The 16,900-nt window shown below is 43.8% G+C and carries 18 protein-coding genes and 2 tRNA genes; 11 read left to right on the top strand and 9 right to left on the bottom strand.

Annotation, left to right across the window (positions count from 1 at the left end):
* Position 1: 1 nt before the first annotated feature.
* Both ABUE30_RS05770 and ABUE30_RS05765 read right to left on the bottom strand, forming a co-directional pair.
* Positions 2 to 793, bottom strand: a complete 792-nt coding sequence (locus tag ABUE30_RS05770) for a CLCA_X family protein (RefSeq protein WP_408622761.1) — start codon at positions 791 to 793, stop codon at positions 2 to 4.
* Positions 794 to 980: 187 nt separating this feature from the next.
* The gene (locus tag ABUE30_RS05765; protein WP_408622760.1) at positions 981 to 2,033 is read right to left on the bottom strand and encodes an alkene reductase; all 1,053 of its coding nucleotides are present in this window, start codon (positions 2,031 to 2,033) and stop codon (positions 981 to 983) included.
* Positions 2,034 to 2,283: 250 nt separating this feature from the next.
* Between ABUE30_RS05765 and ABUE30_RS05760 the strand changes: the two genes are divergently transcribed.
* A complete protein-coding gene (locus ABUE30_RS05760) occupies positions 2,284 to 2,862 on the top strand; it encodes a TetR/AcrR family transcriptional regulator (RefSeq protein WP_408622759.1) in 579 nt (192 codons plus the stop codon).
* Positions 2,859 to 3,572, top strand: coding sequence for a YjjG family noncanonical pyrimidine nucleotidase (locus ABUE30_RS05755; RefSeq protein WP_408622758.1), 714 nt, complete (start codon positions 2,859 to 2,861; stop codon positions 3,570 to 3,572). Before ABUE30_RS05760 ends, ABUE30_RS05755 begins: the two co-directional genes overlap by 4 nt.
* 125 nt (positions 3,573 to 3,697) lie before the next feature.
* Here the strand turns inward: ABUE30_RS05755 and ABUE30_RS05750 are convergent, their stop codons facing one another.
* On the bottom strand, positions 3,698 to 4,408 hold the full coding sequence (locus tag ABUE30_RS05750; protein WP_408622757.1) for a MaoC family dehydratase: 711 nt from the start codon (positions 4,406 to 4,408) through the stop codon (positions 3,698 to 3,700).
* A gap of 584 nt (positions 4,409 to 4,992) precedes the next feature.
* On the opposite strand from ABUE30_RS05750, the gene ABUE30_RS05745 reads away from it, so the two are divergent.
* Positions 4,993 to 5,493: a glutathione peroxidase gene (locus ABUE30_RS05745; RefSeq protein WP_408622756.1), complete on the top strand. Its 501-nt coding sequence runs from the start codon at positions 4,993 to 4,995 to the stop codon at positions 5,491 to 5,493.
* Positions 5,494 to 5,520: 27 nt separating this feature from the next.
* Here ABUE30_RS05745 and ABUE30_RS05740 read toward each other — a convergent pair whose 3' ends face one another.
* Positions 5,521 to 6,141, bottom strand: coding sequence for a riboflavin synthase subunit alpha (locus ABUE30_RS05740; protein WP_408622755.1), 621 nt, complete (start codon positions 6,139 to 6,141; stop codon positions 5,521 to 5,523).
* A gap of 84 nt (positions 6,142 to 6,225) precedes the next feature.
* A complete protein-coding gene (locus ABUE30_RS05735; protein WP_408622754.1) occupies positions 6,226 to 6,696 on the bottom strand; it encodes a DUF6942 family protein in 471 nt (156 codons plus the stop codon).
* 65 nt (positions 6,697 to 6,761) lie between these two features.
* On the opposite strand from ABUE30_RS05735, the gene ABUE30_RS05730 reads away from it, so the two are divergent.
* The 3 genes from ABUE30_RS05730 to ABUE30_RS05720 all read left to right on the top strand — a co-directional run bounded on the left by ABUE30_RS05730 (position 6,762) and on the right by ABUE30_RS05720 (position 9,317).
* Positions 6,762 to 7,736, top strand: a complete 975-nt coding sequence (locus ABUE30_RS05730; protein ID WP_408622753.1) for a phospholipase A — start codon at positions 6,762 to 6,764, stop codon at positions 7,734 to 7,736.
* A gap of 255 nt (positions 7,737 to 7,991) precedes the next feature.
* On the top strand, positions 7,992 to 8,483 hold the full coding sequence (locus ABUE30_RS05725) for an Lrp/AsnC family transcriptional regulator (protein ID WP_408622752.1): 492 nt from the start codon (positions 7,992 to 7,994) through the stop codon (positions 8,481 to 8,483).
* A 69-nt stretch (positions 8,484 to 8,552) separates the two neighbouring features.
* Positions 8,553 to 9,317: a helix-turn-helix transcriptional regulator gene (locus tag ABUE30_RS05720; RefSeq protein ID WP_408622751.1), complete on the top strand. Its 765-nt coding sequence runs from the start codon at positions 8,553 to 8,555 to the stop codon at positions 9,315 to 9,317.
* Positions 9,318 to 9,355: 38 nt separating this feature from the next.
* Here ABUE30_RS05720 and ABUE30_RS05715 read toward each other — a convergent pair whose 3' ends face one another.
* On the bottom strand, positions 9,356 to 10,543 hold the full coding sequence (locus ABUE30_RS05715) for a class I SAM-dependent rRNA methyltransferase (RefSeq protein ID WP_408622750.1): 1,188 nt from the start codon (positions 10,541 to 10,543) through the stop codon (positions 9,356 to 9,358).
* A 327-nt stretch (positions 10,544 to 10,870) separates the two neighbouring features.
* Here ABUE30_RS05715 and ABUE30_RS05710 point away from each other — a divergent pair, with 327 nt between their 5' ends.
* From ABUE30_RS05710 to ABUE30_RS05700, 3 genes are read left to right on the top strand one after another with little or no spacing between them, the layout of a single operon-like run.
* A complete protein-coding gene (locus ABUE30_RS05710; RefSeq protein ID WP_408622749.1) occupies positions 10,871 to 11,407 on the top strand; it encodes a YbaK/EbsC family protein in 537 nt (178 codons plus the stop codon).
* A 13-nt stretch (positions 11,408 to 11,420) separates the two neighbouring features.
* Complete coding sequence (locus ABUE30_RS05705; protein WP_408622748.1) at positions 11,421 to 12,197, top strand: hypothetical protein; 777 nt, start codon at positions 11,421 to 11,423, stop codon at positions 12,195 to 12,197.
* Positions 12,194 to 13,306, top strand: a complete 1,113-nt coding sequence (locus ABUE30_RS05700; protein ID WP_408622747.1) for an ATP-binding cassette domain-containing protein — start codon at positions 12,194 to 12,196, stop codon at positions 13,304 to 13,306. The genes ABUE30_RS05705 and ABUE30_RS05700 overlap by 4 nt, the downstream gene beginning before the upstream one ends.
* A gap of 62 nt (positions 13,307 to 13,368) precedes the next feature.
* Here ABUE30_RS05700 and ABUE30_RS05695 read toward each other — a convergent pair whose 3' ends face one another.
* The 3 genes from ABUE30_RS05695 to ABUE30_RS05685 are packed head-to-tail and all read right to left on the bottom strand — an operon-like array spanning position 13,369 to position 16,030.
* On the bottom strand, positions 13,369 to 14,658 hold the full coding sequence (locus ABUE30_RS05695; RefSeq protein WP_408622746.1) for a peptidoglycan DD-metalloendopeptidase family protein: 1,290 nt from the start codon (positions 14,656 to 14,658) through the stop codon (positions 13,369 to 13,371).
* Between the two features lie 8 nt (positions 14,659 to 14,666).
* Complete coding sequence (locus ABUE30_RS05690; protein ID WP_408622745.1) at positions 14,667 to 15,581, bottom strand: CobW family GTP-binding protein; 915 nt, start codon at positions 15,579 to 15,581, stop codon at positions 14,667 to 14,669.
* A complete protein-coding gene (locus ABUE30_RS05685) occupies positions 15,578 to 16,030 on the bottom strand; it encodes a Fur family transcriptional regulator (RefSeq protein ID WP_408622744.1) in 453 nt (150 codons plus the stop codon). Before ABUE30_RS05685 ends, ABUE30_RS05690 begins: the two co-directional genes overlap by 4 nt.
* A 297-nt stretch (positions 16,031 to 16,327) precedes the next feature.
* On the opposite strand from ABUE30_RS05685, the gene ABUE30_RS05680 reads away from it, so the two are divergent.
* Positions 16,328 to 16,403: transfer RNA gene (locus tag ABUE30_RS05680), tRNA-Phe, on the top strand.
* Positions 16,404 to 16,410: 7 nt separating this feature from the next.
* Positions 16,411 to 16,486: transfer RNA gene (locus tag ABUE30_RS05675), tRNA-Asn, on the top strand.
* The last annotated feature ends 414 nt before the right edge of the window (positions 16,487 to 16,900 follow it).

The following is a 16,900-nucleotide window of genomic DNA, read 5'->3' as shown; positions in this document are numbered from 1 at the left end:
GTTACTTAATTGATTTTTGCGCCTGTAGCGCTTGGCCGAGCGCTGTAAAGTACTGATAAAAATTCTGGTTAAGCTGCTTACGACAGTCACCTTGTGGATAGCCCCCAGCTTTCGCAAGCAGTGATTGGTGCGAGCCAGAAACTAAAAAATCATTGGTGATCTCGCTGTCTTGTACAAAGGCTTCAAAGGCTCGCGCCATCAGTTCAGTGGGCTGACTGTAGTAATGACTTTGATGGTGTTTATCGAGGGCTATCGCCTGTTGTAGGTAACGCGAGGGTTGGGTTGCATCTTCGCCGAGCATGGCGTGATTAAACAATGTAACTAATCGTTCATTCAACGGGTGGCTTGCGTATTGATGGTGATGAAGCCAAGCATGGCTTGCTAGCGCTTCTCGGGCATGAGGGTAGAGATGTTGGGTAATATAGTGGTCAAATGCATGCCAAAATTCATGAGCTAAAGCGCCGCCTCCAGCATTTTTGGCAAGCGCTAAGGTGCGTTTATTGGGTTGGTAGTGAGCTTTGGCATCAACAGAACCATCACAGCCAAAGGCTAAATGTAAACTTTGACGAAGCCCTAAAGTAGATGGCGGTACATTTAAGATAAAGCTTAAATCGGCTAGTGCATCAAAAATCAGATTAGCCGCCAGTTGCTGCTCGAAGATACTGACCCAGCGACCCAAGCGAATAGTTGAAAAACCAAACTGCTGTTTGATATCGATAAAGCTTACATTACTATCAAAACGATAGTCAGGGCCGTTTCGAGTATAACGGTGTTGCCACGGGTGTGATGGCATAGCGTTCTTCCTCTAGCGTGTTTGAGATCTGAACCATAATCTATAGTGTTGCTGTGGGCATCAGCCGCCGCGGGCCTAGCATGCTAGGCCCTGTTTTTTCTGCTCTCAAGTTAAGCTCAATAAATAAAACTCAATTTCATACAATTTAACCAGAGCTCAATGCCTGAAAGTATTGCGCGTGAGTGCGTTAATCTAATGAAGTGAGCATCTGTTCATGATAATCGATGAGCGCTTCATCGGCACGTAAACGATCAATATAATCGGGATTAGCAATTAATGGTCGCCCTATCGCAACCAAATCAAAGTGCTCATCGACTAGACCTTGTTCGGCAGAGCTTGGCGTAAAACCACCTACGGCAATATAAGTATGCTGGCTATGTGAACGTAGATAGTGACTAATATTCCCATCGAAGATAGCCGAGCTGGTGGCATGATCAAACAAGCCTGCATGAACATAAGCAAGTTCTCTGTGATTGAGTGCTTCCAGCAGGGTGTCAAAGACGTCCCGATCACGGCTGTCTGGGGTAATACTATTGACATATCCTAGGGGAGATAGTCGAATGCCAACGCGGTCAGCGCCTATCGCAGTACTAATTGCATCGACGACTTCTAAGGCAAAACGAACCATTCGTTTCGCATCGCCCCCATAATTGTCATCACGGCGATTGCTATCATAGTGCAGGAATTGATCAATCAAATAACCATTAGCCGCGTGAATTTCAACACCATCAAACCCTGCTTGGCGTGCATTTTTAGCCGCTTGAGCATAATCATTCACTAATATGGCTATTTCATCTTCGTTCAGCGCATGAGGTGTTTGATAAGTCAACTCGCGGCGTCTTGGAACGCTGCCATGTGCAGCGATAGCTGATGGGGCAACAACTTGGCCTTGCGGGTCAAAAAAAGCCGGATGAGCGACTCGACCTGTATGCCAAAGCTGAGAGAAAATCAAGCCATGATGTTGATGCACGGCATGGGTCACATGCTGCCAGCCTTGGATTTGCGCATCGCTGAAGATTCCAGGGGTATTCGGATAGCCTTGACCATCTTTTCTGATGATAGTGGCCTCGGTAATGATCAGTCCAACGTTAGCTCGGCGAGCGTAGTAGGCGACCATTTCGGCAGTTGGAACGAGTTGTTCATCAGCAAAACAGCGTGTTAGTGGTGCCATTACAACGTGATTAGCAAGCGTAAGTGAGCCGTTAAGTGAATAATGACTAAGTAGTTTATCGAGTGACATAGTGTCTCCATGGCAAAAACCAATTTGTATCTGTTTTCATCGGTACAGCTGAAAAACGAGCGAGCATGATTCACTATCCAAGTATTATCAGCTGAACCAGACCGATACCAAAATGAGCGTACTAACGATTATTTTGAATAATCGTTCAAGATTAAGTTATATTGGACATCTGAGCAAGTCGGTTGGAGAGGATAGTTATTTGTCTTACGATTCGTTACACTTTGACGGCTAACCTAACTGAATATGGATTATGAGAACTGCAGAATTTGATCGTCAGCAAGTACTAGAAGCCGCGATGGATGTGTTTTGTCAAAAAGGATATGCCAATACTACGATGCAAGACCTTAAGTTGGCAACGGGATTGCATCCTGGAAGTTTATATTGTGCTTTTAAAAATAAACGTGGCGTTCTATTGGCTGCTTTGACTCAATTTATTGAAAGCCGCTGGCAACAGAGCCAAGTATGCTTTGAAAGCGGTGATCCATTAGAAGGGATCCACCAATATTTGCGCCAATTAGTGGCAAAGTTGTGTTTGAGTCAGTCGCATTGTTTGTTAAGTCGTACAGTGGCTGATTTTAGTGCAGTCGATGAAGATATTCGAGAGACCCTATCCGAGCCATGGCAGCAGCTGCTAGTGCGCATTGAACAGCAATTGCAATTAGCACAAACGCAAGGACTTTTACGCCAAGGTGTGATGCCCGCAGAGGCTGCCTGGGTGCTGTTAGTCAATATATTTGGTTTGCGTAGCCTACCGAGTTTTATGGCTGATGAAAAGTCGTTATATGCCTGCGTTGATCTACAGATCCAACTAATACGAGAACCTCAATGATAAGTTATCGACACATCTTTTTTGATTTAGACCATACTCTTTGGGACTTTGAAAATAATGCTCGGCATGTACTACGGCAGCTCTATCAACAATTTTTGTCGATGAGTCAATTTTCTGAACAACGGTTTATTGATGTGTATGAAGCAGTGAATCAGCAGCTTTGGATACGCTTTAATCAAGGTGAGATTGACAAACATCAGCTGCGAGCAAAGCGATTTGATCAAACTTTTACCGCTCTAGGGGTTGATCCGGCTCAATTTTCGCTCAGTAGTCAACAATTTGACGAGTGGTTTCTCGAACATTGCTCTCAGATGTCAGGTGTCTTTCCTGGGTGCCATCAATGTTTGGCTCAGCTCCATGGGCACTTTCAGTTACATTTGATCACCAACGGTTTTAGTGAAACTCAGTATAATAAGCTGCGTTCAGCAAATCTTAATAGCTATTTCGATCGGGTTTTTATCTCAGATGAGTTGGGAATGCATAAACCAAATCCTGATATTTTTGAGCATGCGATGGTGGTTGTCGGCGCAACCGCCTCTGAATGTTTAATGGTAGGGGACAGCTTAGAAGCCGATATAGCTGGGGCTCGGGGGGTCGGCATCGATCAAGTCTGGTTTAACCCGAAATCACAGGCAAGCTCTGAGCCGATGACCTATCAAATTCAGCAATTATCGCAGTTGCCACCATGGCTGGGTATTGACCATGGATAACCGCCACGGGAACGACCAAAATGAGTGTTATGTGATTTTTTATTCGAGGCTGGTAATCGTCTAGATACTGTGAGCGCTCAAAAGAGCGCTTTGTTTCCTAGCTGATAAATAGAACTCAAAGTTACTTAAAAATATAGACGAATCACTGTTTGTGCAATGCAAGCTGGGCGACGAGTGCCTTCAATTTGCACTCGGATCTCTTTGACCACTTCTAATCCGCGTTTGATGGGGATTACCGATCTAAGTTTGGTGCTCGCTCGTACGCGACTTCCAGCTTTGACTGGATATAAAAAACGAACTTCGTTTAAACCGTAATTAACGGTCATTCGCACTCCTGGATAGGGCGATTGTGATGCATCGATACTATCGGTGAGCATGGGTAGCAAAGACAAGGTTAAAAAACCATGAGCAATGGTACTTTTAAAAGGCGATTCTTGCTGGGCCCGTACTGGATCAGTATGGATCCATTGTTGATCTTCAGTCACATTGGCAAACTGATTGATTCGCTCTTGATCAACTGTAAACCACTCGCCTACATGGATCTCTTCGCCAAGCTGAGCAGATAGCTTTGCCAGTAATGTTTGGGCTTGTGGCGGCAAAACAATAGGCGTGGTTTCAACCGTTTTGACCTGACGGTTATTTTGGCCGTTTTCATCCGCTGATAGAAGTTGATGCTCTCTAGCCCAATTGATGATCTGAATACTATTGGCTCGGTTGATAAATTCGGCCCAATGATCCAATAATACAGGTGGAATGCGATCTTTTAGATCAATAAAATCAAACTGATGCTGAGCTAAAGTTTCTTTCTTTTTCTTTAAAAAATCAACAACTTTCATGTCAATGCCTCTATTGGTCGGGCTTTGGTGAAACATCTCATCGACCTGTCATGGATGGGAATGGGGGAACGCCTATGGACTCACCCACACATGAATCGATGTCACAGCTATGTTAACCCTTCCATGATGCTTACCAATAGGATGCAAGATTCATGCTAGCCTATTGTGCTTGGTTTTGACAGTGACTTGATAAATTTTTGATGTTCAAAACATTATGCATTTTAACCGTTGATGATGATACCAACGTGCTGATTATATAATGTCTTAACTTATCTAAACGTCGACTAAAACCACTACTCCTTGTCTCTCAACAATACTATCGGCAGAAATGAATAATTCTTAACCGATTATTTGTTAACATACTAAATTTTTTAATTTTCACGATATTAGATTATCGTAATCACTATATTGTGTGCTAAAACAAAAGTAAGATCACTAAAAAAGCGCAGAAGAGATGGATCTTTTCTTGTGGTATAGTTTGAGATTAAAAAATAGATGCTGAGATAGGCAAAATTGAGTAACAACTGTGACAATTCTACCATGGCCCATGAGTGATTGCTACATACAACAAAGGCGGAGCGAGCATGCAAACATTTCCATCCGAGCTAATCTTGGAAACGATCTCTCATCAACCATTTTCGTTAGCGTCTTATGATGATGATGTGTTAGTGATAGTTAACACCGCCAGTGAATGTGGTTTTACCAGTCAATATCAGCAACTTGAGGCGTTGTATCAACGCTATCAAACGCAAGGCTTTCACATTTTAGGCTTTCCCTGCAACCAATTTGCGGGTCAAGAGCCAGCTGGTAATGCGCAAATTCAACAGTTTTGTACAACGACCTATCAGGTTAGTTTTGATTTGTTTAGCAAAACTGAAGTGAATGGCGCTCACGCTCATCCGTTGTTTGAATGGTTAAAAGAAGCCGCACCGGGTGTTATGGGAACCCAGCGAATTAAATGGAATTTTACTAAATTCTTAGTTTCTCGCGATCGCCAACGCGTGCACCGTTTTGCGCCAACCACAGTACCAGAACAGATGATAGCCAATATTGAATTGGAATTACCATCTCCGCAGAACGACTAAGCGAATCGACTTCCCCGCATCAGCAAATTAAGCATAGAGATGTTCTCTTAAATATCGCTCAACGGTATCCACAATCACTTGGGTTCGCCGTTCGACCTCAAAATTCAGTGAGTCTCCTTGCTTAAATTGGCCTAAATTTGTCAATCGCAACGTTTCAGGAATAAGATAAATATTAAACTGGCCCGTTGCGATATCCCAATCACTGACGGTTAAACTGGCACCATGCACAGCTAAAAAGCCTTTGTTAAAAACGTAACGACGAAAGGTACTCGGTACTTCTAAGGTGATAATGTGGTTATTTGGCCGATGTTCAACATTTATAATGGTTAACTGCCCATCGATATGTCCAGATAACTCATGTCCTCCGTTTTCATCGCCATGACGTAACGATCGCTCGACATTAACAGTTTCTCCGAGGCTGAGTTGACCAAGCGTTGTTTTATCTAATGTTTCTTGCATTGCATCAAAGCCTATCTGTTGGCCTTGTATTCGGCTTACCGTTTGACAGACACCATCGATTGCAACGCTCGCTCCCAGTTGAAGTCCACCGAGCAAGGATTCAGGAAACAATACATCAAATGACAATAACCCCGGTTGGTTGTTGATCTCACAGACTGGGTAATGACCGTCGATAATTCCACTATACATCGAGTGGCTCCTCATTTAGCTATGCATGTGGGAAGATTATGCCAAAAAATGTGGCAGGAAGGGATGAAAAAACAATATTCGAGTTCATCCATAAAGTTCAGTACGTACTTGAGCGATGAGCCAGTTAGGGAATTGACGATAATCAGGGTAGGGTAATAGTAGTTGATTCTGATGCCATACCCGATTGGGGAGTCCGATGTTATCATGCCAGTTAAAACGTGCCCAATTTGACTTGCCTGCGATCAGGTGACGTTTTGCTGAAGGGACAAGTTGTGTGCTCAATACGATCCGCTGTTGGTAAAGGAGCTGCTGGTATAAGTAGTCTCTCCAGTTGTCATCTGGCGCGGTGAGTTTGGCTAAGATCACCAAGATTTTGCGCCAATGATTACCATTTTCGTCGATAAATGCTGTGATCCACTCGTAGTGACTATTCGCAGCGGGTAATGTTGGCATCTCAGTGGCAAGATACAACACATTATCTGCCTGTGGTAAGCCGATTGATAACGGCCCTACAATGGGACAACCATCAGAAATATATAGTAATTGATTCGACATACGGATAATACTAACCATAATAAACGAATTATCATGGTATAACATCAGCATGAAGAGGGACATCAATGTCGAGTTATTGGCACTATTTGATTTGTGGTTTATTGGTGTTTTCCATCCATGTGGAAGCCACCGAGCCACAAAGCCAATCGGGAGATAGCACAACATCGAAACCAATAAGCTCGGCGAAGCCTTCAATTGAACCTTCAGGCCCAACATCGATTACACAACGGGCCCAAAAGGGGGGCGGCTTAGTCCAGCAACGCCTTGAGCGTGAGAAAAAACAGCAAAATGAGCCGTTTGTGATCACGCCGTATCGGCCCAATTATATCTTGCCTGTCAAATATACGCCGCACCCTGATCAAGCCAATTATATTGATTCAGAGGATCCTAATAATCGGCTGAATGAAACTGAAGTGAAGTTTCAAATAAGCTTTAAATTTCCAATCGCTTTTGATTTTGCTGGAAAAGGAAGCAGCTTGTGGGCAGCCTATACGCAACAATCCTTTTGGCAGGCCTATAACTCTGAAATATCTTCTCCGTTTCGTGAGAGTAATTATGAGCCGGAGGTCTTTATGCAGTTTGAACTGCCAGAGTCTGCCTCACCAGCTTGGCGTCTATCTCTTTGGCGAATTGGGTTGGATCATCAGTCTAATGGCCGCTCTCGACCGGCTTCTCGTTCTTGGAACCGGTTGTATGGTGAACTGGTGTTTGAATCAACCCATGATGTGTTTAGCATCAAACCTTGGTATCGATTCCCTGAAAGTCGGCAAAATGATGATAATCAGCATATTGAAAAATATTATGGTTATGGCGAATTCAACTGGGTCCATGTTTGGCACGACTACAGTGTTGATATGCTGCTACGCAATAATTTTCGTCAACAAAATAAAGGCGCTCTGCAGCTGGGGTTTAGTTTCCCGTTATGGGGTAAATTGCGTGGTTATGTCCAATATTTTAATGGCTATGGCGAATCACTCATCGATTATAATCAAAGTACTCAAACATTAGGTGTTGGGGTTATGTTAACCAACTGGCTGTGAACAAAATGACGGGTTGGAGCGCTGGTTTTTGCTAATTTTTAGCTTTATAATAAGTTTTATTGCTAATTATAGATGAAATGTTGAAATTATATTTTATCTATAGGGTTTGTACAGTTGATGTGTTAATTACAGATAACATTCCCAATAACTCAACTGGTTTTACCTAAATTGCGTTTGTGTTTACAGTGATTGCTCATTAGTATGTGGCGAGCAAAAATGAGGCAAGAGCTTCTTGATGGTAAGGATAAAATGGTCATGATAAAGCTGGATAAGACTGATCGGTTAATTTTAGAGGTGATGCAACAAAATGGCCGTATTAGTAATTTGGAATTAGCAGAACGGGTTGGCTTATCCCCATCGCCTTGTTCTCGTCGCGTGAAACAGTTAGAAGACTCCGGATTTATTCGTCGTCATGTCACATTGCTCAATGCTAATAAATTAAATCTTAGTTTGACGGCGTATATTCATATTTCGATGGATCTTCATACACCAGAGCGATTTCAACATTTCGAAGAGGAAGTGGGCAAATATGAAGAGGTGATGGAGTGTATGTTGGTGACTGGCAATGACTCTGATTATCAGTTGAAAGTCACAGTGCCTGATATGGAACATTTCCAACATTTTCTGTTAGGTAAGTTGACACGTATCACTGGCGTGACGGGTGTTCGCTCTAGTTTTATTTTACGGACGGTGATTGAACATACTGAGCTGCCGTTAACGCATATTCAAGATTGGCAAGACGGCTAAAATTGAAAGGTATGGTGTGGTTCGGATAACCAGTTTCATGGGTATAATCTAACATGTATGGAAACGCTGATGCTCGATTTACAAGTTCAAGTTGAATTGTTAGAACGTGTCCGCAACGTATCAACAGTTAAAGCGTTTTCACTTGTTTGTCAGCAAATTACTCAGAATTTAGGATGTGATTTTTATCTCTTTCGATTGTTTAGACCAGCCGAAACGACTCAATTGCAGCTTTTTTTGGATAGTAATTATCCGAAACAGTGGCTAGAAAATTATCTATACAACTGTTCTTATGATCCTATTTTTAGGCTTTGCCGGGATTATTGTCGTCCGATTTTTTGGCATGAACTCAAACAGCAGCAGCCAACCAATAGCTTAAGCGAGCAGTTTTTTCAAGAGATCGCTAAATTTGGGATCATCGATGGAATTTCTGTAGCTGTTCGTGGCATATTAGGCGAATTTGGCATTCTAAGCCTCTCTATGAAACGCCTTATTGAGCCGGCAGAAAAACTTAATCTGCAGTTGCAATCACAGTTATTTGTGCCCTATCTGCATGAAGCGGTAAACCGCTTTTGGCGTCAATCCCAAATGGATTATGGCCTCAGCCCCCGTGAACGAGAATGCTTGAGCTGGGCCAGTCAAGGCAAAACTACCTGGGAGATCGCCCAGATCCTTAAACTGGCTGAAAGCACCGTCAACTATCATCTCAACAATACGCTCAGCAAGACGCAATCGTCCAATCGGCAGCAAGCGATTGTGAAAGCGCTTATGTCTGGGTTATTGATGATGGACTTCGTGGCCAAACCGACTGTGTCTCATGTAACCAATGACGATTAACCTTGAGCCAATCGCCATTTTTTCACCACTCTATTGGTTTAAAAGATTTGGCATAAAAAACCTTTAAGGTAGAACCCTTCAGGATAAGGCCCTGCAACAGGATGATCCTCAGCTTGCTGCAATGACTGTAAAAAGACCACCTTACGACCTGCATCAAGCGCTGCATCAGCAACAATTTTCTGAAAGAGCTCTTTTGGCATCAGTCCCGAACAGGAAAATGTGGCCAATAACCCCCCCTCGGGTAATAATCCCATCGCTAATCGATTGATGTCCTGATAACCCCGACTAGCTCGTTTTAAATGCGCTTTACTGTCAACAAACTTGGGCGGATCAAGCACGATCAGATCAAACTCCTTTTGCCCTTGATAGTCACGGAGCGCTTGAAAAACATCTTGACGCTCATGGGTAATCCGACTCGCATCTAAGGCATTCAGTTCTACATTGGCGCCAGCAATATGGAGGGCATCGCGAGAAACATCTAAATTAGTGACCGAGTCGGCGCCAGCTGCCAAGGCATAAGTACCAAAACCGCCTGTATAGCTAAAGCAATTCAAAACACGCTTACCGGCTGCGAGTTGACCTATGAGTCGGCGATTGTTACGTTGGTCTAAGTAATAGCCTGTTTTATGACCGGTTTCGATATTGACCCATAATTTCAGACCATTTTCTTCGATGATCATCGGTTGCGTGGGCAATTCACCGTGCAGTAAACCGCTGGTCGGCTCTAATCCTTCTTTTTTACGCACATCCACATCAGAACGCTCATAAATACAACATTCGGGAAACTGAGCAATCAATGCATCAATAAGGAGTTGGCGACAATACTCACTGGCTGCACTGAGAAGCTGTACCACTAAAACATCGGCATAGCGATCAATGGTGATCCCTGGCAGGCCATCATTTTCCCCCGCGACGAGTCGATACGCATTCGTCTGAGCAAATTGTCCCAGTAACGCGCGGCTAAGTGCGGCTTGTTTGAGCTGTTGGGCGAAAAAGTCAGCATCAATGGGTGTGCGTTTATCAAAACTCCAGACTCGGGCGCGAATTTGTGAATCGGGCGAGTATCCCGCGTAGGCGAGCCATTGCCCTGCTGCAGAATAGATTGAAACGGTTTCACCGCGAGATGGTGTGCCATCGATGCGCTCAATCGCTTGAGAGAAGATCCATGGATGACGACGAAAGAGTGATTTTTCTCGTTTAGGGTGCAGATAGAGAGCGGGTTTCATAGCAAGCGTGCTCAGTGGTGGGAAAAGAGCGCGGATTATATAACCTCTGGGCTAGATAATAAATCGCCAATATAAAAGTTGCGGGCATATAGGGGAAGACAACCAGATAATAGTGGTCGATATCCTAATCGGTCTCGGTTTGACATCTCCAAGTGACTAACGCAAAAGCTATGTCATCGCGAGTCAAGCGAGGAGTGAATTGAGTTATTTGCTTAAAATTAAAACGACTGAATTGATTTCTTTGTCCCTCAAACCAGCGACTTAACCGATACGAAAAGATGTCGTGAAAGGCACTGCAAAATTGCCGGCGCGTGTTATTCTTAACTTATGAATCAAGGTGATAGACTTTATCAAGTAAGGCAAACAATTGCGCATGTGTTAGCTCGTTTGGATATTGGCTATGTGAGCTATGATCATCCGCCCCTAGGTGATTGTCGGCGTGCCGATGAATTGGGATTAGTTCGACAAGGAACTCGCGTAAAAAATTTATTTTTACAAGATAATGCGGGTAAACGACATTTTTTGTTGGTTGTCCCAGCGTCTTGCCAAGTTGATCTGAAAGCCTTAGCAACGGCCCAACAAACAACTCGGTTGGGGCTTGCTTCATCGCGGCGTTTGGCTCTGTATTTGAATTTAACGCCAGGGTGTGTCTCTCCGTTGGCATTGGCTTTTGACCGTGATCGACAGGTTGAGCTATGGATTGATCAAGCCTTGTGGCAAAGTGCGAAGGCGCTGCAATGTCATCCAGGTGATAATCGTCAAACGTGGGTGATTGAAACAGTGCAGTTAGCACGATTTTTTAGTTGGAGTGGTCATCGTCTGACATTAGTGAATGTGACCGAAATAAACAACCATTTGAGATAAAAGAGGGACAAACATGGCGCAATGGTCACTATGGACTTGGTTTAGTTCAGCGCCTTGGCTGGTTATTAATACACCCATAACAGGGGTTGATAAACTGTCGCAATGGCTAGGGAGTATCCCTTTTTGGAGCATTATTGCTATTGCCGTTGCCATGAATCTGCTGCGACATCGGTGGTGGTCTCTCAGTGGTGCCATTGGTTTTCCGGGCGTTGCTTATGTACTCGGTGTTTGGCCGTTGTTTATAGAGCAGTTTGGCTGGTGGTTGCTGTTGTGGCTGAGTAGTTGGGGGATATCTTGGTTGATGGCGCGTTATCTTATTTTATTTCCTAAATGTCTCAAACTAAGTCGGGTGGATGTGCGTTGGTGGCCTATCTATGTATGGTTATTGGCATTGGTAGCGGTTAAACCCAGTTGGGAAATAGCTGTGGTGGTACTTTGGTGCGCATTGATCCCGCACTTTTTACTGTCACGATTATCGCTTTTTGCCCAAATTCCAGATAAACCATTGGCTCAAGCGGCCATGTTAGGCGCTAATGTTCATCAACAAATGAAGTGGGTCGCTGCACGATGGCTGTCTGCGCGACTCGTTCGATGGCGCTGTAATAGCGTTCAGGTGACCTTATTTTATAGTGTCTTAATGGCTACTATTGGGCTACCTGGACTCGGTCAGCATATACTGCAAGCGCTCTTGGGGCATCAGCAGCAACAATTGATTGGCGCTGTAGTGACCTTACTGCTACTTCATGGTTTTTTATGGTCGTTAGATAGTGCGCCGAGGATGCCATCATGAGCCAAATACAATTAAGTGCAGTGGCGTTAAATGATGTGAGTAAACCTCTCAATTTAAATCTTTGCACAGGGCAGTTTGTCGCTTTATGTGGTGATATTGGTGAAGGTTGTGAAGACTTTATCGCTATGTTGTTCGGGGAGCACTCACCTAACCAAGGTAAAGTGCGCTATAACGGCGAGCCTATTCCACATGCCGCGAAGGCATTAACCCAATGGCGTCGTAAAGGCGTGATGCTGGTGGCTTGGCGATTACCTCTAATTGAGTGTCTCAGCGTTGTTGATAATTTAGTGTTGGCATTACAGATCCATGGCGTGGCGCCGCTCAGAGCCTACAAACAGATCCATGCCGCATTAGCGGAAGATGATTTGACGGAGTTACTCAACTGTTGCCCTGAACAACTTAACCACATGCAACATGTGCAATTGTTGTTGTGGCGAGCACTCTTGTGTAAGCCCGAGCTATTGCTGGTTGAGTCACTATTTAGTGAGTTACCCGCTTCACTTCGAGAACGCTGGTCGTTGCGCTTCAAGGCGCTATGTCAGAGCCGTCATTCGATTGTGATTGTGCATGCCACAGAGATAGCCATGATGAGTCAATATGCTGATTATGTGTTAGCTTTTGTGCAAGGTGAGTGTGTCGCCAATGGCTTTTATGATGATCTGTCAAGCGCTGGCTTATGGTCAAGCGAGCGCTTGTTATCTGCGGAGAGTGCAGAAAACTCGCTGCAAATGGTTTGTGCGGGACAATTAGCGCAGCGACCAGTGTTGCAATTGGATTATCGGCTGAAGGCCGATGTGGCGTTAGATGCGATGCAAAAAGTTCAAAGTAGCTACGCCTATTTGCTGGATGGTAAACAGCTTGTTGGTGGATTATCGTTGTATCAAGTCAACCGAGCTATTCAGCAAATGGATAAGCCATTAAAACAATTTATAGACCACTTACCGACCATTCAAGCGGATCAACCTTTAAGTGACGTAATTGCTCAAGGCGCTGCCCGCCAGCGCGATTTAGCGGTGATTAATCAGCAAAATGAATACCTGGGGCAACTTCGTTATAAACCATTAATGGCGACACTATCAAAGATGTTAAGTGAGCCGCCGGTGCATTAATTGGAACGCTCAATCGTGGATAAATGGATGGGCCACGCGCATAGCGCTCAGGCCCACCGCTACTATTTATTCGGCGCTTTCATCAGCGCCAATAGTTTTTGCACATTGTGTTTAAACTGAGGCATATCTTTTTTGGATACAGCCGCTGCCATTGGAATTTTTGCACTCATCGGGTTAACCGGTCGATTATTAATTCGAAACTCATAGTGTAAATGTGGCCCGGTAACGCGTCCTGTTGCTCCTGAAAGTGCAATAACTTGCCCGCGTTTGACCGGTTGACCACGTTTCACATAAGATTTACTCAGATGTAAATAGCGGGTGATATAAGTGCTGCCATGGCGAATATCAATGTACAGCCCGGCATAAGGGTGATGGATCACTCGAGTCACCACACCATCGCCTGTGGCCATCACTGGAGTCCCAGTCGGGCAGGCAAAATCGGTGCCGTAGTGAGGTGCAAGTCGCCCAGTTACAGGATGGAGGCGGTGCAAATTAAAGGGCGAACTAATCCGAAAATGGTGTTTGGTTGGATAGCGCAAAAATGCCCGTGTTAAACTTTGACCATCTTCATCATAGTATTTCCCGTTATCAAATAAGAAAGCATTGTAACTGCGATGACGGTTGATGATCTGTACTGCTAATAAGTTGTTTTCTCCGGTCGGTTGCTCTTTGACGTATTGATATTCAATCACTACGGTGAAAGGGTCACCTGCGCGCAATTCTCGACGAAAGTTAATTTTATCTTTAAACATCTGACCGATTTGTTCGATCTGGGCAGGTGTTAATCCTAATTTACGTGCCGATAGATACAGGCTTCCTTGGATCGTGCCGCGCACAACGCGTTGTTTCCATATCCCTTCTAAACGAACCACCTTTGACTCATAACTACCATCTTCAAGGAGATTAAAATCAACAAAGTAACCTGGATTAAAATAGACTTGGAAACGCGTTAATTGATTTTTAACATTGAGCCAAAAACGTAATTTATCGCCAGGATTAAGCGTATCTAATGCTTGTGTTTGGTCATTCTCAATGATGTTTTGCATCTGTTGCAGTGAAAGCCCCAACCGAGTGAAAATCTCACTTAAAGTATCGCCTGTGACGATTGTATATTCGCTACTGGGGGGCTGAATCTCATTATTGCTCGGTACTTCAGCACTATCTGAGGAAAAGTCATCACTTTCAGTGGGGCGCTGTTGCTGTGTAGGTATCGTCACATTGCCAGAGAGACTCGATGACGGTGACCAACATACCATGATAGCAAGTATAGCTAACAAGATTAACAGTATGCGGCGATGTAATTTAGGACATTTTTGCCAGATGGCGATTACGTTAAACTTCTTTAGGGACATATAACATCTTATCCGATTTTTATTTTATCTAGTGCACACTCTATATGTGACCAGTCTAATGCGTGGCTGTGGATCAACTCGATACGTGATTCACTCATCTGTTGCACACTCTGGCATTGTAACTGCCCATTAATACCATGGATCATTTGCCATCCATGGGGTGTCTGCACATACGCTTTTATGCGCCGCAGTGGGTATTTAGCTAACAATTGCATTAATGTTCCGACGTCAAACAGAATTGACGCATCATAGGCCCAACTGCAACTGACAAAATGGGAATGGTGAGTTTCAACGCGTTTTTCACCGAGAATGGCGTTTATTTTCGGTTCAGCTTTTACTGAATGACATATTGTCAGATAGTGGAGGGGGATTTGTCCATATTCAACTAAAAATATCTTACAATGTGGATAATGTCGCACAAGCCACTGGTGTGCCTGTTTGCATGTTGTTTCATCTGCTAAATCCTGTTTATTCAAAACGATGAGGTCGGCGACAGCCAGCATTTGTTGCCAAATTTCATGAGCTTGGTAGCTTGGATCAAGGCATTGACTGGCATCAATAAGCGTGATTACGCCACCGAGTGTAAGTGACTGCCGACGTTTTAGCTTTGCTAATATCTCACCAGGATGACCTGCGCCAGTGGTCTCAATAAATAATCGTTGTGGCTTAAAACTCATCAACTGCGCTAAGGCCAGCTCAAACTCACCCCCTTGAGTACAACATAAACAGCCTCCGGACACTTGCTTGAAGAGTGTCTCACTGGTGTGATTGTCTAGTAGCCATTGATCGATACCTAACTGACCCAATTCATTAATCAAAAATGCCCATCGTTCATCGGTTGGTTTTTGATTAAGTAAGTGTTTCAACAGCGTGGTTTTGCCACTCCCTAATACACCGGTGATAAGGTGCACTATCGTGCTCATGGGGCTCTCTTTTGACAGTTATGACAAATACCATGTAGTTCAATAGCGTGGTGAATAAGATGAAAACCATTCACTTGAGCACTTTCATTGAGCTGTTGCTGCATATGTTCTGTTAATGGCAGCTCTTCAACATGCCCACAAATTTGACAGACAAGAAGTTGAGGCTGGTGTGGATGCTCCAGATGATTACAAATGAGATATTGATTAGTAGACTCAATATTATGAATGATCCCAGCATCTAGTAAAAACTTTAATGCACGATAGACAGTAGGTGGTTTGATCGATGCTTGTTTAGGTCGCATGGCTTCGAGAATTTCATATGCGCTCATAGGTGCTTGATGAGCGGCTAAAATAGCCAGAACATGACGTCGATTAGGCGTCATTCGTTGTTGATTTTGGCTACAATAGTATTCTGCACTTTGGACTAAATGAGCAAATGGTCGTTGCATAAATCTACCATTGTTCGTTAAATAAACCGTTATGTTATAACACCCGCTGATAAATGAGTAGTATCAACCTAATAAACACAGATTTTTTGATGCTATTTAAACGGTTTGATACTCTAGCAGGCGAGTGGGTTGATACTCAAAGGTGCGTGATTAATCATAGCTTGAGTTCAATAGAGCAACTAAATACAGGGAATGGCTTAATAAATCAACAGATTGTTTGAAATATATCCAATTAAAAAAAATTACCTAAAATAGGGTTGACTTCAAAGCTCAAAACACGTCTAATTACGCCCCGTTGCCCAGATAGCTCAGTCGGTAGAGCAGAGGATTGAAAATCCTCGTGTCGGTGGTTCGATTCCGCCTCTGGGCACCAAAATAATTCCTCCTTAGCTCAGTTGGTAGAGCGACGGACTGTTAATCCGCAGGTCGCTGGTTCGAGCCCAGCAGGAGGAGCCAAATTCAAAAAGCCCGCTTTTATGGCGGGCTTTTGTTTTTTTAAGCTATTTGTCATTATTTCCCACCATAAGTCTATATATGTATGATCGTTTCGACTCAAAAGCTAGCGTCGATGAGATGCATAAGGATTGGTTCCTTCATTTAAACTTCAATATTCACTGTAGCCCGGATGTCATGCAATCGATCTGGGAAAGCAGCTGTTTTAACCTCAGGTCTACATAAGCGCATCTTTCTCAAGTTGAGTGGTTTTATTCATCATCTGATTGTGAGCGGCACTGAACCCCCGTCTGAATTTCCTAAGTTGTTGCTCAATCAGGCTATCAGAGGATAAGAGAGCCTGAGTCATCTGCTGGAACTTCTCGTAAAGCTATTTCGAGACAGTTGTATGCCTATGATCAACTAGGCTATAGTGCA

It is taken from the genome of Celerinatantimonas yamalensis, from assembly GCF_046054155.1.
Taxonomy (GTDB): domain Bacteria; phylum Pseudomonadota; class Gammaproteobacteria; order Enterobacterales; family Celerinatantimonadaceae; genus Celerinatantimonas; species Celerinatantimonas yamalensis.
This window is presented reverse-complemented; position numbering and strand designations above follow the sequence as displayed.

What these genes read in the sequence shown, in the direction of transcription:
- ABUE30_RS05745 (WP_408622756.1), top strand. Translation starts at nt 4,993, where the DNA reads ATGCAAACATTTCCATCCGAGCTAATCTTGGAAACGATCTCTCATCAA.
- ABUE30_RS05730 (WP_408622753.1), top strand. Translation starts at nt 6,762, where the DNA reads ATGTCGAGTTATTGGCACTATTTGATTTGTGGTTTATTGGTGTTTTCC.
- ABUE30_RS05710 (WP_408622749.1), top strand. Translation starts at nt 10,871, where the DNA reads ATGAATCAAGGTGATAGACTTTATCAAGTAAGGCAAACAATTGCGCAT.
- ABUE30_RS05740 (WP_408622755.1), bottom strand. Translation starts at nt 6,141, where the DNA reads ATGTATAGTGGAATTATCGACGGTCATTACCCAGTCTGTGAGATCAAC.
- ABUE30_RS05705 (WP_408622748.1), top strand. Translation starts at nt 11,421, where the DNA reads ATGGCGCAATGGTCACTATGGACTTGGTTTAGTTCAGCGCCTTGGCTG.
- ABUE30_RS05715 (WP_408622750.1), bottom strand. Translation starts at nt 10,543, where the DNA reads ATGAAACCCGCTCTCTATCTGCACCCTAAACGAGAAAAATCACTCTTT.
- ABUE30_RS05725 (WP_408622752.1), top strand. Translation starts at nt 7,992, where the DNA reads ATGATAAAGCTGGATAAGACTGATCGGTTAATTTTAGAGGTGATGCAA.
- ABUE30_RS05755 (WP_408622758.1), top strand. Translation starts at nt 2,859, where the DNA reads ATGATAAGTTATCGACACATCTTTTTTGATTTAGACCATACTCTTTGG.
- ABUE30_RS05700 (WP_408622747.1), top strand. Translation starts at nt 12,194, where the DNA reads ATGAGCCAAATACAATTAAGTGCAGTGGCGTTAAATGATGTGAGTAAA.
- ABUE30_RS05695 (WP_408622746.1), bottom strand. Translation starts at nt 14,658, where the DNA reads ATGTCCCTAAAGAAGTTTAACGTAATCGCCATCTGGCAAAAATGTCCT.
- ABUE30_RS05760 (WP_408622759.1), top strand. Translation starts at nt 2,284, where the DNA reads ATGAGAACTGCAGAATTTGATCGTCAGCAAGTACTAGAAGCCGCGATG.
- ABUE30_RS05765 (WP_408622760.1), bottom strand. Translation starts at nt 2,033, where the DNA reads ATGTCACTCGATAAACTACTTAGTCATTATTCACTTAACGGCTCACTT.
- ABUE30_RS05770 (WP_408622761.1), bottom strand. Translation starts at nt 793, where the DNA reads ATGCCATCACACCCGTGGCAACACCGTTATACTCGAAACGGCCCTGAC.
- ABUE30_RS05720 (WP_408622751.1), top strand. Translation starts at nt 8,553, where the DNA reads ATGCTCGATTTACAAGTTCAAGTTGAATTGTTAGAACGTGTCCGCAAC.
- ABUE30_RS05750 (WP_408622757.1), bottom strand. Translation starts at nt 4,408, where the DNA reads ATGAAAGTTGTTGATTTTTTAAAGAAAAAGAAAGAAACTTTAGCTCAG.
- ABUE30_RS05685 (WP_408622744.1), bottom strand. Translation starts at nt 16,030, where the DNA reads ATGCAACGACCATTTGCTCATTTAGTCCAAAGTGCAGAATACTATTGT.
- ABUE30_RS05735 (WP_408622754.1), bottom strand. Translation starts at nt 6,696, where the DNA reads ATGTCGAATCAATTACTATATATTTCTGATGGTTGTCCCATTGTAGGG.
- ABUE30_RS05690 (WP_408622745.1), bottom strand. Translation starts at nt 15,581, where the DNA reads ATGAGCACGATAGTGCACCTTATCACCGGTGTATTAGGGAGTGGCAAA.